The organism is Candidatus Poribacteria bacterium (genome assembly GCA_021162805.1).
GTDB lineage: Bacteria > Poribacteria > WGA-4E > B28-G17 > B28-G17 > JAGGXZ01.
In genome coordinates, this window is the sequence record JAGGXZ010000021.1 from 1 (window position 1) to 15,461 (window position 15,461).

The 15,461-nt window shown below is 54.4% G+C and carries 11 protein-coding genes; all 11 read left to right on the top strand.

Translation table 11 applies throughout. The features are described 5' to 3' along the window. A partial coding sequence (locus J7M22_01720) for a heparinase II/III family protein (GenBank protein ID MCD6505319.1) occupies positions 1-2,588 on the top strand: 2,588 nt, incomplete at its 5' end. 402 nt (positions 2,589-2,990) lie between these two features. Further along, positions 2,991-5,222, top strand: a complete 2,232-nt coding sequence (locus tag J7M22_01725) for an FAD-dependent oxidoreductase (GenBank protein ID MCD6505320.1) — start codon at positions 2,991-2,993, stop codon at positions 5,220-5,222. Positions 5,223-5,301: 79 nt separating this feature from the next. Continuing rightward, the gene (locus tag J7M22_01730) at positions 5,302-6,039 is read left to right on the top strand and encodes a LamG domain-containing protein (GenBank protein ID MCD6505321.1); all 738 of its coding nucleotides are present in this window, start codon (positions 5,302-5,304) and stop codon (positions 6,037-6,039) included. Then, positions 6,036-7,946 carry a hypothetical protein gene (locus J7M22_01735; protein ID MCD6505322.1) on the top strand — a complete coding sequence of 637 codons (1,911 nt, stop codon included), beginning with the start codon at positions 6,036-6,038 and terminating at the stop codon, positions 7,944-7,946. Before J7M22_01730 ends, J7M22_01735 begins: the two co-directional genes overlap by 4 nt. A gap of 35 nt (positions 7,947-7,981) precedes the next feature. After that, positions 7,982-9,364: a GNAT family N-acetyltransferase gene (locus J7M22_01740; GenBank protein ID MCD6505323.1), complete on the top strand. Its 1,383-nt coding sequence runs from the start codon at positions 7,982-7,984 to the stop codon at positions 9,362-9,364. Positions 9,365-9,379: 15 nt separating this feature from the next. Beyond that, the gene (locus J7M22_01745) at positions 9,380-10,705 is read left to right on the top strand and encodes a neutral/alkaline non-lysosomal ceramidase N-terminal domain-containing protein (GenBank protein ID MCD6505324.1); all 1,326 of its coding nucleotides are present in this window, start codon (positions 9,380-9,382) and stop codon (positions 10,703-10,705) included. A 3-nt stretch (positions 10,706-10,708) separates the two neighbouring features. Further along, positions 10,709-11,512, top strand: a complete 804-nt coding sequence (locus J7M22_01750; GenBank protein MCD6505325.1) for a creatininase family protein — start codon at positions 10,709-10,711, stop codon at positions 11,510-11,512. 8 nt (positions 11,513-11,520) lie between these two features. Further along, the gene (locus tag J7M22_01755; GenBank protein ID MCD6505326.1) at positions 11,521-12,297 is read left to right on the top strand and encodes an amidohydrolase family protein; all 777 of its coding nucleotides are present in this window, start codon (positions 11,521-11,523) and stop codon (positions 12,295-12,297) included. After that, a complete protein-coding gene (locus tag J7M22_01760; GenBank protein MCD6505327.1) occupies positions 12,291-13,070 on the top strand; it encodes an amidohydrolase family protein in 780 nt (259 codons plus the stop codon). Before J7M22_01755 ends, J7M22_01760 begins: the two co-directional genes overlap by 7 nt. A 17-nt stretch (positions 13,071-13,087) precedes the next feature. Then, positions 13,088-14,536, top strand: coding sequence for a hypothetical protein (locus J7M22_01765; GenBank protein ID MCD6505328.1), 1,449 nt, complete (start codon positions 13,088-13,090; stop codon positions 14,534-14,536). Positions 14,537-14,549: 13 nt separating this feature from the next. Continuing rightward, a complete protein-coding gene (locus tag J7M22_01770; GenBank protein ID MCD6505329.1) occupies positions 14,550-15,260 on the top strand; it encodes an amino acid racemase in 711 nt (236 codons plus the stop codon). Positions 15,261-15,461 lie beyond the last annotated feature (201 nt).

A 15,461-nucleotide genomic window follows, 5' to 3' on the forward strand; every position in this document is an offset into this window, starting at 1 on the left:
AGTTGAAGGTTGACGGCAAGGTCATCGGGTCAAAGACAGCCGACATCCCCTCTATGAAGGAAGTTCCTTTCACGTTCACTTGGCGGGCGACCGAGGGCTTTCACTGCTTCGTTGCCTACGCTGATCCCGATGGGGAAATTCCTGAAACCCGAAAGGATGATAACTGGCTGTTGAGAACCCTTGTTGTGGGGGAGGTGAGAAAGGCTCACCCGTATTTGCTATTCAGGCGGGACTATATCTCAAAGTTGAGAAGGTGGCTCGGGAATCCTCCAAAGTGGTATGCGAGATACTACGAGGACATAAAACAGGACGCGGGCTGGATAGAGCCCGACGAATGCTCCGGTGTGGCGGGGTTGGAGGAACCGCGCGCCCTCGTCGCTGCTGCTAATGGACTTCTATCGCTGGTCGAGCCAGATTTCAAGCCGAAGAAGAAGGTAGAGGATCAGTGGGTCACAGTTAAAGACAGCACGCTTACGAGAGCGAAGAAGTTTCTGATGACCATGTGGCAGTTCCACCGCGGGTGGTTCAGCGATGCTCCGTGCTCGATTGCTTTTTACGCTCAGACCTATGACTTCATAGCAGACAGGCTGTCACCGGAGGAGGACAAGGAGGTCCGCCGTAGGCTCGCCAGAGCCGTCGAGGAGCGGGTGAAGGAGCTTTGGTCGAACTCAGACCCGAGGTCCCGTAAGGGGCCACCTCCGCCGAGGGAGAAGTCCTTCTATCCCGTCAGAAGGCGAGCTTATACGCAGGGGAGCTACATCGAGGCTTGCGCGATAGTGGTCGGAGCGTTGGCGCTTGCCGGTCATCCCAAAGCGGATGAGTGGTTACACTTCGGTCTCAATGCGATAGACGAAGAAATCCTCAGGGAGATGACCACCCCATTTGGCTATTACCGTGAGGGGCACGGCTATATGGCTATGGCGGAGAGCAGGAGCGGTGCTGTGTGCTGGCTTGCTCTTGAGAACATCGGCGCAAGCCCCTTTGAACTTTATCCGCTCGCTGAAAAGATGCACGAGCTCTTCCTTCGGGATAGGATGCCTAACGGCTGGTGCCCGCCCATCAACGACAATCGTGCGACTTCCACTATCCCTCAGGTGCTCTATGTCTCGCTATATACTGCCCCCTCAACCAGGGCGGCGGCAATGTGGGATTGGAAGACGCAAACTCACATACCCCGAGGGACCCTGCCGGATAGCCATTACGGGTGTTTATTCCTTCTCTTTGATACGCCGGAGAAGGATAAACTCCCTTCCTCACCCCCACCTTGGACGCCGACACAGTTTCTCGGCGATTACCTCGTCTTCCGCTCAGACTGGTCTCCTGACGCTGCTTACCTGTGTCTCAACACGAAACATTTCCCCACAACCTCCGCAAGTCACGACCAGGGAGACCATAACTCCTTCCTCATGTATGCGAAGCGAGCCTTCTTAGCAATTGACGCAGGTTACGGAAATACCGCCGGTCGGTTAATCCACCTCGTAAGGGGGTGGTGTCGTGGCAGCCGTTACGCTCATAACATGATACTGGTTGATGGTCAGAGACCGCGCTCCTATCACAAGTCGCCCTATGTGTATCCCAACGCCCCCTTCCCTCGTAACACCTTTACCACGAAATTCTTTGATTTCGGCGAATCCGTGCTTGAGCAATGGGAATTCAGGAACGAAAGGGGAGAAACATGCGTTTTGAACCATCGTCGGAGCGTCCTATTTCCACACACTTCTCCATCGCCTGCTCAGCATTATTTCATAGTGGCCGATCGGCTTGAGAGCCTGACGGACAACGTTCACACTTACGAATTCGTCCTCAACGGCAATTGTCGCTACCCATACCTCAACCCAAGGCGCCTTGGCGATTTCGTCCAGAGCCCTGCATCGGTGGATGCTGTTCGTAAGGCAAATAATCTCACCGTTGAAAGAAAGCCTGAAGGCGTTGAAGCACGCTGGGTCATTCAGAACTCTGATGGGCAGGATGTTGCTTTCCGAGCCTTCTTCCCCATCTCTCCACAGAGTGTTGAAGTTACAACTGGTGACGGATGGCTTGGCTACCTTAGACCCATTGCCCGCAACAAGTATCTCGTCCTGCGGAAAGAAGGTGTAAGGCATGCCTCCTTTCTCGCCATACTTTATCCCGACCTCATGAACGACCCAAATGACGATGTGTCATTTGGGCGGACCGAGCGTGGCGCACGTCTGACCTTCAAGGACGGCAAGACTCACGTCGTGGAACTCAAGGACTTGAAACCCGAACCAGCTACAAAGGGACTCTACCCCGATATACTCTTTTACGAACTCTCTCCCGAGGGGGAGTTAAACGTCATCTTTTTCGCTCGTGGCAAGGAAATATCGCTTAAGGACTTTGAACTCAAGGCATCCGCCCCTGTCAATGTGCTTGCCTTGGACTTCCGAAAGGCAGGTAAAGCCTCAGGATACATAAGCGTCTCAAAACCCGTTACGCTCAAAATCCGTTCATCCGCCAACTACAACCAAGCGACATTAGATGGAAGGGAGCTCAGGTCATCTTTTGCCAACGGATGGCTGACATTGGAGGGTGTTACCGGTGCTGGAAGGCTCCTGCTCCTCTCAAACTGAATTGCATATTGACATGCACGGGGGCATCCGAACTTCCTTGCTGTCACATTGTCTTCATTTTGCTTATGGTAGTCGCCAATCCCATAGGACTTACGAGAGCCGCCGGGAAAGCCCACTCTTTTAAGGGTGGGATGAAAGGCGGCTTGTTTTTATCTTCGGTTGTGGTATAATACCTTTGACACAAAACCCTAGGGCTGGACCGGTCCGAAGTTAAGCCTCTGGAGAAGATAGCATCTGCAAAGGTTAAGGAACGAGGAACCGGGAGTGGGAAACGTTACAACGTTAAACGCTGAACGTGCAACGGATTCCCTTTCTCCTTGTTCCTCCGATGTAAGCCGCTTCTATGAAGGAGGAAGCCTATCTCCTTTCAGGGGTGGGAGGAAGTCACCCAGGAGGTTTATGATGCCGGATAGGAGAGGCATAGGTAAAGTGATAGAGGAGGAGTACGACGTTGTAGTGATAGGGGGAGGGTTGGCGGGGGTTTGCGCCGCTATAGCCTCCGCCAGAAACGAGGCGAAAACCGTTATCGTCCAGGACAGACCCGTCTTCGGAGGCAACTCCTCAAGCGAGATAAGGGTCCCACCCGGAGGGGCAACCAACGGAGGAGCATGGGCCAGGGAGACGGGGATAATCGAGGAGATACAGCTTGAAAACCTGGTTAGGAACCATGCCAGAACCGACTCGGGTATGATGAATTCGATCTGGGACCTGGTGCTTTACGAGAAGATTCGTGATCAGGAGAACCTCTCCTACCATCTCAACGCATCCGCCAGGGGGGTGGAGATGGAGGGTGAGAGGATAAAGGCGGTCATCTGCGAACAACTAGGCTCGGAGAGGAAGCTGAGGATCAAAGGTAGGATATTCATCGATTGTACCGGCGATGGGACGGTCGGTGCTGCCGCCGGGGCACCCTTCAGAATGGGCAGGGAGTCGAGGGAGGAGTTCAACGAGTCGCTCGCACCCCAAAAAGCGGACGGCAAAACCCAGGGCAGTTCATTGATGTTCCTGGCCAGAGACGTCGGAAGACCCGTGAAGTTCACCCCACCTCCTTGGTCTGAGAAATACCCGACCGAGGAATCACTTTACAAACGGTTCCATCATATCAGAAGGAAGGAGTTCGGTGGGTTCTGGTGGATAGAGGTCGGCTGGCCTTATAACACGATCGACCAGAACGAGGAGATAAGGGACGAGGCGTTGAGACATCTGCTGGGAGTTTGGGATCACATCAAAAACAGAGGCGATCACGGCGCTGAGAACATGGCTTTGGAGTGGATAGGGTTCATCCCCGGCAAAAGGGAGACCAGGAGGTTGGTCGGGGATTACATACTGACCGAAAACGATGTGCGCAATAACACCCCCTTCCCCGACAGGATAGCCTACGGCGGATGGTTCATCGACATACACACCATGGGCGGTATACTCGCTAAAGATCAGCCTCCGGAACCCCTTTGCGGCGATCCCGACAGATCCGATGAGCTCAGGGTAGAGCTTTACAGCATACCGTTCAGGTGCCTTTACTCCAAAAAGGTCGAAAACCTGATGATGGCCGGCAGGAACATCTCGGTCACGCATGTGGCTTTGGGGACGACCAGGCTGATGCTCACCTGCGCTGTGATGGGGCAGGCCGCCGGAACGGCTGCAGCTATGTGTGTCAGATACGGTATCACCCCGAGGGATCTCTATCAAACGAGGATCACGGAGCTTCAACAGAGGTTGCTCAAAGACGACTGTTTCATACTGGAGATGCCGAACGCCGATCCGGAGGACAAAGCCAGGGGGGCTAAGGTGACCGCCACCTCTTCCGCCCAGCTCTCCCTCGAGCCTAACGGCGGAGCGGTCGATTTGAACATCCATAGAGCTCAGATCTTCCCCGTCTCGACGGAGAGGCTCGGTTCGATAAGCTTACACCTCCTCTCATCGAGGGAGGACAGCGCTGTTTTGAAGATCGAGCTCTTGAAAGCCGGGGATATATGGCATTTCAACGGTGAATCCCAACCGTTTAAGGTCGTGGAGGTGGAGGTGCCGTCCAAATCGAGCGGATGGGTTGAGATACCGCTGGAGCTCGATGGGATCGAACCGGGGCTTTACAGGATAAACGCTCAAGCCTGTGAGGGCATTAAATGGTCCACAGCCGATCCGATGCCAGGGGTCGCCTCGATCTACCGGAGGGCGAACTGGAAACGGTGGGTCTCGAGCCGTATCAACCTCGCCATGAGGATCGATCCGCCGTCCTATCCGTTTGAGCCTGAAAATGTCGTGAACGGCGTCTCAAGGCCAGAGAAGTGGCCGAATATCTGGATATCAGATCCGGCTCGACCTTTGCCACAGAGTTTAACTCTGGAATTTGACGAGGAGATCGAGTTTGAGGAGATACACCTCACGTTCGACACGTTCTTGATGTGCGATTTCAGGGAGTTCACCCCTCTTCGGCCTCCCAAGGAGTGCGTCAGGGATTACGCCGTGATGATCAGAAGTGGGGAAGGATGGGAGACGATATTGGAGGTGGAAGGCAACTACCTCAGGAAACGGGTTCACAAATTTGAAGACAAACTGCGCTCCGATGCCATACGGGTGGAGATCAGAACCACTAACGGGGATAGATCCGCTAGGATATATGAGGTGCGGGTCTATTAACCCAAGGCCGAAGGGTAAGGGAAAAGCAACTTGGGTTATAATACCTAAAAAGGAACGAATTCGACAGGAGGTGGGGAACATGCAAAGGTATATTATCCTTGCGTTCTGCCTTCTGATACCCTGGTTCTCATCATATGCCGGGGTGGAGGAGGGGCTGGTAGGATATTGGCCGTTTGACGAAGGGAGAGGCAAGACGGTCAAAGATGCCTCAGGGAACGGTAACGACGGCAAGTTCGTCGGCAAAGTCGAGTGGGTCGATGGGGTATATGGATCAGCTCTGAAGTTCGACGGCGAAACCGGTTACGTAGCCGTTCCGGACGATAAATCGCTTGATCTGACCGAAGCGTTGACGGTCATGTTCTGGTTCAAGCCATCTGAACCGTTGACGGGACGTCGGGTGATGTCGAAGAACAACTCGTATTTCATCATGTTCGATTTCGGCGACCCGGACACCATAGAGCTGTTGGTGAAGCCGAGAAACGATTTCGTCGAATCGAAAACGAAGGAGTGGAAGATAGGGAAATGGTATCATTTCGCCGGGATTTACAACAAAGGGATCCTTCGGGTTTACATAAACGGCGAGTTGGAGGGGGAGAGGAAGGATGTCCCACCGATAGCTCCTTCCGATCTGGAGCTGTGGATAGGCGCCGATGACTTCGGCAGACCAACCGATTTCTTCCCCGGCGCCATCGATGAGGTGCGGATATACAACCGTGCGCTTTCGGCTGGCGAGATAAAGGAGGCTATGAAAGGTCCGGCGCCGGTGAGGGCTAAGGGGAAATTACCGATCGTCTGGGCTTCAGTAAAGGTTAGATGATAAAAAGGGAAAGGCGGATCGATCGGTCCGCCTTTAAAACCGGTGGGAGTATATGGAAACCGCTCCTCACTGCCACTCTCTTTATCCCTTTGAACTTCTACTGGATCATCGTCGGTGAGACCGGTCTGGTAGGTTATGCGCTGAACACCTATGCTGTGCCTTTTTACAACGTGATATTCTCCCTGCTCCTCCTCATCTCGGTCAATTCGCTTTTCGAAAAGGTTTTCAATCGGACGTTTTTCACCTCCTCCGAACTTCTCTCCTTTTACACATTTCTGAGCATGGCATGTGCTTTGCCCTCCATAACGTTCATGACCCTCCTCGTCACGACTCTGGGTCATCCGTTCTACTACGCTACGCCTGAAAACGAGTGGCAGGAGCTGTTCCTGGATAAATTGCCGAGATGGCTCTTCGTCGCCGACAGAGATGTCCTGAAAGGATATTATGAGGGGGATTCCACGTTATACACGATGGGGCACATCAGAGCTTGGATCACCCCTATCATACATTGGACGATCTTCACGGGTTTCCTCGGGCTTGTGATGTTATGCTTGAACCTTATCTTCAGGGAACAATGGGTCAAACGTGAGAGGCTCTCCTATCCTATCGCCCAACTGGCTTACAGGATCTGCACCGATCAGAGAAAGCTGTTCTCCGATAAGGCTGTGATGTTGGGGTTCTCCATATCGGCGTCCATCGATCTGATAAACGGTCTGAGCTTTCTATATCCGGTCATACCCTCTATCCCTGTGAAGCGGATCGGGGGATGGCGTGGGTTCGGTCATCTGTTCACCGAAAAACCGTGGAGCGCTATAGGTCCTATAAGCATGTCCTTTTATCCGTTCGTCATAGGGTTAGGTTTTCTAATGCCGCTCGATTTAGCTTTTTCAAGCTGGTTCTTCTTCATCTTCCATAAGATGGAGCTCGTGGCTTCATGTGCTGTGGGCATCAACGTGAGGGGTTTTCCGTTTTACGACGAACAATGTTTCGGGGCTGCTATCGGGATCTTCCTTTTCCTGCTGATAAGGGGCAGGAGATATCTGATCGAAACGTTCAGATCGGTCTATAAATTATCAACGCTCGGTCTCATCCTGGGCTTAGCGTATCTGACGTTTTTCTCCATCAGGATAGGCATGTCGCCTTGGTTGATCCCCCTTCTCTTCGGGTTTCATCTGATCATACTGATCTTCATAACCAGGATGCGGGCTGAGTTGGGTTTTCCCGTGCACGCTATGGAGAACATGTCCCCGCATAACGTCATAGTCAGGCTCATCGGCACCAGAGCACTGGGCAAGGACAACCTGATCGCCATCTCGATCTATAGATGGTTCAACAGGAGCTTCACAAGCAACCCGATGCCGCATCAGATGGAGGGTTTCAAGCTGGCGGATATGGCTGGGATCGATGTGAGGAAGCTCTCTTTAGGGATCATGAGTATGATCGTCCTCGGCTCCTTAGCGACGTTCTGGATGATCCTTCACCTTTTCTATAAGTTCGGCGCCGTGAGAGGCGGAGGGTGGGCAACGGGTTTCGGCTGGCGGGTTTTCAACGGGCTTCAAAGATGGCTGTATTATCCCAGCTCGCCGGGATACGGTCCGGCGATGGGAGTTCTGTGGGGTTTCCTCTTCTCGGTGATCTTAATGATCTTGAGGTCCAGGTTCTTCTGGTGGCCTCTTCATCCGCTCGGTTTTGTCATATCCAGCGATTGGGGGATGAGGTATCTATGGAGCTGTATGCTCATCAGCTCCACGGTGAAATGGCTCGTGTTGAGGTTCGGCGGCAGAAAAGCTTCGCATCGACTTTACTCCTTCGCCATCGGATTGATACTCGGGGATTTTACCGTCGGGGGAATCTGGAGCCTATTGGGTGTGGCGATCGGAAAACCGATGTACAACTTCTGGCCATAATAGCATATCATAATTCATGGTAGGAGGGAACGAACATGAAAATAACCTTCCCCGATTGGGGACCCGAAAGGTGGGTGGATTTCCCGCAAAACCCGCTGATAGAGCCGCCGAACGGGTATGTGATAGGCGACCCGCAGGTCATCGTCCCCGGAGAGCACGACCGTTACTGGCACATGTTCGCCTCCGGAAGGGGCGCGATCTACCGCTTCCGCTCTGAAGACGGTGTGAGGTGGGAGCTTGAGCGAACCATCACATCGTTTGCAAGATGGGCGGGGCTGGTCTATCTTCACAGGGAGGGCGGTAGATGGCACCTCTTTTACACCAGGGCGGACGAAAGCGGCTGCACGGTCATCTGCGCAAGGGAAAGCAACGACCTTGAAAACTGGGGCGATGAGAGGGTGGTTCTGAGACCGGAGCTTTCGTGGGAGAGGGAGGGAAGGCGGGTCCAGGTCAGAAACCCATGCCTGGTCAAGGTGGGGGATACCTACAGGCTCTATTACTCGGGCGGGACGGTGTGGCTTGACGACTGCGGTTACGAGGAGCCGAAGTATGTGAGTTTCGCCGAGGCAGATGAGATCTACGGACCTTACAGGAAACACGGCGAGCCGATAATTAAGCCCGACCCGAAGGTGCCATACAGGAACTTTGGCGCAGGGGCGCTAAAAGTTTTTCGCCGGGAAGGGGGGTTCATCGGGCTCAACAATGGGATCTACAGGGATGAGGAGGGTAGGAGCCGCTCGGCGATATGCCTGATGGCATCGGACGATGGGATAAAATGGACGGATGCGCCCTTCAACCCGATCATCCCTCCCACGGATGGCTGGAAGAGGGCGCTTGTGTATCAGCTTGATCTTGTGCTAAACTATCAGGGGAGGACCATCATCTACTACAACGCCAGGGATGGCTGGCGTGAGGGGAAAGAAAGGATAGGTGCATCGGAGCTCGTGAAAGTCGGTTGTATTGAGAAAGCAAACCTTGACGATATTGAAGGGATTCTCTTCGTGATTAACACGAGCAACAGGGAGGCTTACAGGAACGTGATACCGAAGGAGCATTTCAAAGAACCCGTTGTGTCCGCAGAGGAGCTCCTCGACGATTTTAAGAGGATGGAGTTTTACGTATACAAAGCTGAAGGTAGGATCGTCGGGGTTGCCGCCTTACAGGTTGAAGGTGGGAAAATCGGGAGGGTTCGATGGGTTTATGTGCTTCCGGGATACCAGAGGAAAGGGATAGGAACAGCTTTGGTGAGGCATCTGGAGCGGAAAGCTGAAGAGTTAAAACTTGAGAAGCTGTGGCTTATCGTCGTAGACGGCGCAAAGTGGGCGATTAATTTTTATGAGAAGCTTGGATATAGCTTGAAGGGAGGGATCGAACGTCCCTGGGGTTTTGATGTGATTATGGAAAAAGCTTTAACATGAAAGCGAGGTGAGAACATGGGCATTAAAGCCGGAGTTTGCACCGTGAACATCACCCCTCCCATAGGTTTCCCGATGGCGGGATACAGCGGGAGGGATAGGGGATGTGAGACGGTTGACGACGAGCTTTTCGCAAAAGCCCTTGTCCTGGACGACGGCGAGACAAAACTCGCCATCGTCACAACGGACCTCGTCGGAATCCCCTCCGACTTCGCCGGGGAGATAAAGTCGATCGTGCGGCGGAAAACCGACATCCCGGAGGGGAACGTCATAATCTGCGCATCCCACACCCATTTCGGACCAGCCCTGAGGAGGCTCAACTACCTTCCAGAGGAGGCGCAGGAGGAGTTCCACGAGAGCTATGTCCAGAACGCGGTGAGGCTCATCGCAGGGGCTATCAGGGTCGCCGACGGCTCTTTGAGGGATGCGAAGCTCGGCTGGGGGAGAGGAGAGGCACCGCAGCTGGTCTTCAACAGGAGGACGAAGCGTCCCGATGGGAAGGTGGTGATGTCATGGAGACCGCCCAAGCCCGAAGAAGCAAGGGAGCTGACCTTCGGTCCTACCGACCCCGATGTCGGGGTCATCAGGATCGACGATGCAGAAGGCAAGCCGATAGCGACCGTCATCAACTTCGCATGCCACCCCGTCTGCGGAGTTGATAGGCTATACGCCATCTCCGCCGACTACCCTGGATATGCCATGAGGGCAGTTGAAAAGGTGAGAGGAGGCACGTGCATGTTCTCGCTCGGATGCGCCGGGAACATCGTCCCGATAGAGCGTGAGGGGGATGCCAGAAGATGGATAGGGACGGCGCTCGGGGCCGAGGTCTTAAAGGTCGCCGAGGGGATTGAAACCGACTCGAATGTAAAGCTTGGTGTCAAAAGCAACTCCGTCAAACTCCCGCTCAAGCCCCTCCCTTCTCCCGACGAGCTCAGAAGGGAGATAGAGGAGACCGAGAGGGCGATAGCTGAGGCGGAGCGCAAGGGTGCACCATATCCTGAGATAAGCGCCCTTAAAGGCAAACTCCAGAAAGCAAAGCATACCCTCCTGCTCGCCGAGGAGACCGGCGGGGAGAGAGCGGTTGAGACGGAGATCAAAGCTGTTCGGCTGGGGACTCTCAAGCTCGCATGTCTCCCCGGAGAGGTGTTCGTGGAGATAGGTCTCTCAATCAAGGAGAAGCACAAGGACGCCTTTGCGATCAGCCTCTGCAACGACTCGCTCAATTACGTCCCCATCTCATCCGCATACGACGAAGGGGGATACGAGCCTGAGACGACGACCCTGGAAAGGGGAGCGGGCGAGAAGCTCCTCAGCGAGATTTTGAAACTGCTTGAGGAGGTGTGAAAAATGAGCGAGAAGGTCTTCCTTGACGAGATGACGTGGCGTGAGGCAAGGGAGGCGATAGAGAGAGGCGCACCCGTCTTCCTGCCGACAGGTCCGGTTGAAGGGCACGGACCGCACGTGCCTTTGGGATGCGATTACTACATCGCAACAGCCTTTTCGGTCGTGATGGCTCAGAAATGCGGAGGGGTCGTGCTTCCGCCACTGACCTACAACTTCAGCGGCGCTACAAGCACCTTCAAGGGAGCCGTGTCCATACCGATTGACGTTCAGGTTCAGATGCTCAAAGCGATCATCCGATCGCTCTGGAGACAGGGGTTCAAGTATATCTTCGTGGTGAGCGTCCACGGACCCAACGGGATACCGATCGGTAATGCGGTGAGGTCGCTTTTTGAGGACGAAAACATCCCCGCGGTTTACCTGAACCCATGGGGATATGTTGACGACGAAAAATTGCGTGAGAAGATACCGAACTACGACGACAGCTACAAGGAGGCGATGCTGGCGTATGCCGCCGCCAAAATCCTGGGCAAGGAGAGAGCGATACCGGACTTAAGCGAGCTGAAGGACGAAGAAGTCCCCGAAGGCTGTGAGCTGCCCGAAGCTTTCCGCAAGATCGGAAGATATGGCGGGATGGTCGGATACCACTACACGCACGAACTTCAGCATATACCGCCGAGGGCTGGGATAGACCCGGAGCTGGGTTTGAAGGTATACGAGGAGACCGCCGAGAGGATGCTTCCCGTCGTCGATGCCCTGCGTGAATACGTGAGGTGGCTTGAGGAGCATCCCAGAAGATACATTGAGTAAGGGAGGGGATGGAGATGGTCATAGATTGTCACGCGCACCTATATCATCATAGCCGAAAAACGTGGGAGGAGGACGATAGGAAGCTGATTGAGGCGGCGGATAAGCTTGGAATTGACAAGCTGTGCTGCTCCATCCTTCCGCCGCAGCGACCTTCAACGCCTGAGAGCTTCCGGGAGTGCAACAGATGGGTGAAGGAGGCGATGGAGAGGTTTCCCGACAGGATACTGGGCTACTGCTACGTCAACCCCGGATATACGAGGGAGGCGCTCGACGAGATACGGCGATGCATAGAGGATTACGGCTTCATCGGGATAAAGCTCTACAACGAGTATCGCTGTAACGAGCCTGTCCTCTTCCCGATAGTTGAGCTCGCGATAGAGCTTAAAATCCCGATACTGCAACATGCAGGGCACGCACATTATTTCGTGAAGGAGCAGCCCAGGCTTTCAGACGGCGGGATGTTAGCGGAGCTGGCTCGGCGATACCCCGAGGCTATACTGATATGCGCTCACGTCTGCGGAGGAGGGGATTGGGGGTGGACGATAAAGGCTTTGCGTAACGTCCCGAACGTTTACCTTGACACGAGCGGAAGCGTGACCGATGAGGGTGTGATAGAGATGGCGGCACGGATACTCGGGGTGGAGCGTCTCCTTTTCGGCTGCGATATGTCCATGACGGCGGGCATCGGAAAGATACGCTCGGCACGCTTGAGCGATGAGGAGAAAAGGAAGATACTGGGCGAAAACATGCTGCGGATTTTGGAGAGGAGGGGAGTGCGATGCTGATAGATGTGAACGCATATCTCGGTCATTTCGCCTTCAGGCGTCTGCGATACAATACCGCAGAGGAACTGCTTAAGCTTATGGACGAGAAAGGAATAGACAAAGCCATCGTCTCAAGCGCAAGCGCCATCACCTACCGGAACGCCCAATCCGGAAACGAGGAGCTTTTCGAGGAGGTGAAAGGGCACGAGGACAGGTTGATCCCGTTTGCCGTCATAAACCCCGCTTATGCCGGATGGGAGGACGACCTGAGGATATGCCGTGAGGAGTTCGGGATGAAGGGCTTGCGGCTCTATCCCAAATGGCACAACTATGAGCTTTCAGACCCCCGCTGCGTGGAGCTGGTAAACCGAGCGACCGAGATGGGGATGGTAATCTCTATACCGATACGTGTGGAGGATTACCGTCAGCGCAGCTGGCTGGTTGATGTGCCCGATGTGCCGCTGGATGAGATAGCGGAGCTGGTGAGAAGATGCCCGGAGGCGAAGTTCGTTCTCGTAAACGGGATAGGGTTCGTCAACTCACCGTTGGGGCAAAAGGGGAGCGAGCTTCCTCCGAACTACTTCATAGAGATCTCACGTCTGAGCGCCCTGCTTCGAAACGAGATAGGTCAACTGATAGAGAACATCGGCGCCGAGCGCATCGTCTTCGGAACTGGCATCCCGTTCAAGTATCCCGACCCATCGCTTGTGAAGCTTGAGGTGTTGGAGATAAGCGAAGATGAGAAGGAGATGATCAGGTGGAAAAACGCCGCCAAACTGCTCGGTATCGTCTGAGAAGGAGGTTAGTATTGATGTGCCTTGTGTGTCTGATTTTAACGGGTGCCATCAGCACAGGTGTCACCGGTATGACGGACTCGGAAAGGGAGTGGATGATCAGGCGGGTTGAGGAGAGGATAGATGAGATAGGCCTCTCATCCGCGCAGACCGGGGACTCCGGAGCTTTAAGTTGGGGTGAAGGGCACATTCTCTACGCGATCATCAACATGTTCTACGCCACAGGCGACACCAAATGGCTGGACATCTTCAAGCGACATGTTGACACGGCCCTCTGTTTCCTCACGGACCACGATGACGATGGCTTTCTGAGCTGGCACACCAACTACTACACGCCTGAGCCGGCAAGGTTGAAAGCGTTCGCCGCTGCCGGAAACAGGGGAACGGGGAGGATAGAGGTTCAGGAGGAGATAACGAAGAAGGAGTCCTGGAACACACGCACCGTGAACCACCGGTTCAGGGTTCTGTTCCTCACTAAGATAAGTTTCATCGTGATAGATGAGGAGATGAAGATGCCTGCTCTCCTCTCACCCCACTCGAAACCGGGTCTTCACTGGCTTCCCATGCAAAGGTATGAGCCAGGGGAGGTGGTCTGGCGTGCCAGGGGGCTCAGGTTCAAGATCTCAGGACAGCCTGAGCCGGGCGATTCCTTCGTGATCCTCCCTCAAAAGGCGCCCGAATACGACTCGGTCGTCCATGACGGCATGATGACCATGCCGATAACCAGGTTCATCGAGATCGTCCTCTCCGATGAGAAGTTGAAAGAGCGATACGGCGAGACAGCCGAGGGTTATCTCGCCATCCTTGAGCGCCATTTCTTCGGGAAATGGATGAGCGAGCCGACGAAGGGGAGACCTGCGCGATGGGTTGAGTTTCCCGATGGGCGAGGGCTCTTCGTCTGGGAGCCGACGAGCTTCCGAAAGAAGCGGACATCCCTCCCGATGAATCAATACACGGCGTTCGGTCGGACGGTGATCAAGCTTTGGCAAATAACAGGGGATAAACGATATCTCGATGTGGCGACGAAGATGGCGAGGATGGTCAAAAGCCTGCTCAAGGTCAAAGACGACGCATACTGGTGGTATTACGCCGAGCCGGTAGCTGACTGGGACGGACGTGAGAAACCTTCCTTTGTGGAGCACACCCACTACGCCGACATGGACGTCGGTTTCATGATAGACGCATATGAGGCGGGGATAGTCTTCGAGGAGGAGGACATGCGGAAGCTCACCAACACGTTCATCAAAGTGATGTGGAACGGCTCATTTGACGATCCGAAGGTGGCAGGGGATGTGCTGGGGGGGAACGGCACGTCGGAGGTGCTGTGCGACTTCGTCCAACTCACGCAGTTCGATCCGAGGGTCTGGGAGATATGCTACAGGATAAACCGCCAGAGCAAGAACATCAAACGCCTTGCCCTGATACTCGCATGTGAGAGATACGTCAAAAGCGGGAAAGAACCCTAAGGAGGCAATGCGAATGAAAAAGGTCGTCGGGATAATCGGTGGGATGGGGCCGCTTGCGACCGCCGATTTCTTCCTCAAACTCACCAGGGCGACGCCTGTAAAATCGGAGCGTGACCACCTACACGTGATCATTGAAAGCGACCCTTCCATTCCGGATCGCACCGAAGCTATCCTTTCGGGCGATTTGAAGGGGCTCGCGGACGCCCTGTGTCAAATCGCCCGGAGGTTGGAGAGAATGGGGGCGCAGTTGATAGCCATGCCTTGCAACAGCGCTCACGTCGTGCTGGATCAAATCCGCAGGGCGGTCTCCGTTCCCGTCGTTGACATGATCGAAGAGGTGGCTAAGGCGGTCATTAACGGACACGGGCATCCGGAAGCCGTGGGTCTGCTCGCCACGAGTGGCACGGTTGCAAGCGGCATGTATCAGCGTGCGTTCTCACGATTTGGAATAGAGGTTCTGACGCCAAACGAAGGTGAGCAATCACGCTTGATGCAGGCTATTTACAGCTTGAAGGGTGAGGGGTTAAAGGGTGAACTTTGCGGATTTGCACGCCGATGTGCTGCTTCGCTGGTCGAGCGAGGAGCACAGGTAATCGTCTGCGGGTGCACGGAGATCCCTCTCATGCTCTCAAATGAGGACGTGAGCGTCCCTGTGGTTGATTGCAATGAGGTTCTCGCTAGGGCAGTCGTGCGTATAGCTTTTGGCCCGCGCGGAGGAGGTTAATAGTCTCCCTGCTTCACGCAAAAGGCAGATGGATGGGGGAGGTCGAGGAGTTGACGTATTCGGACGATATCCCCCAAAGGGAGGTGGAAAGGTTGAAATTGAGCGTTCAACGTGCTAAGGAGGAATGGAGGTGAAGGGATGAAGGCGATACGAATAACAGCCCCGCAAAAGGCTGAGGTGGTCGATGTCCCCATACCTGAA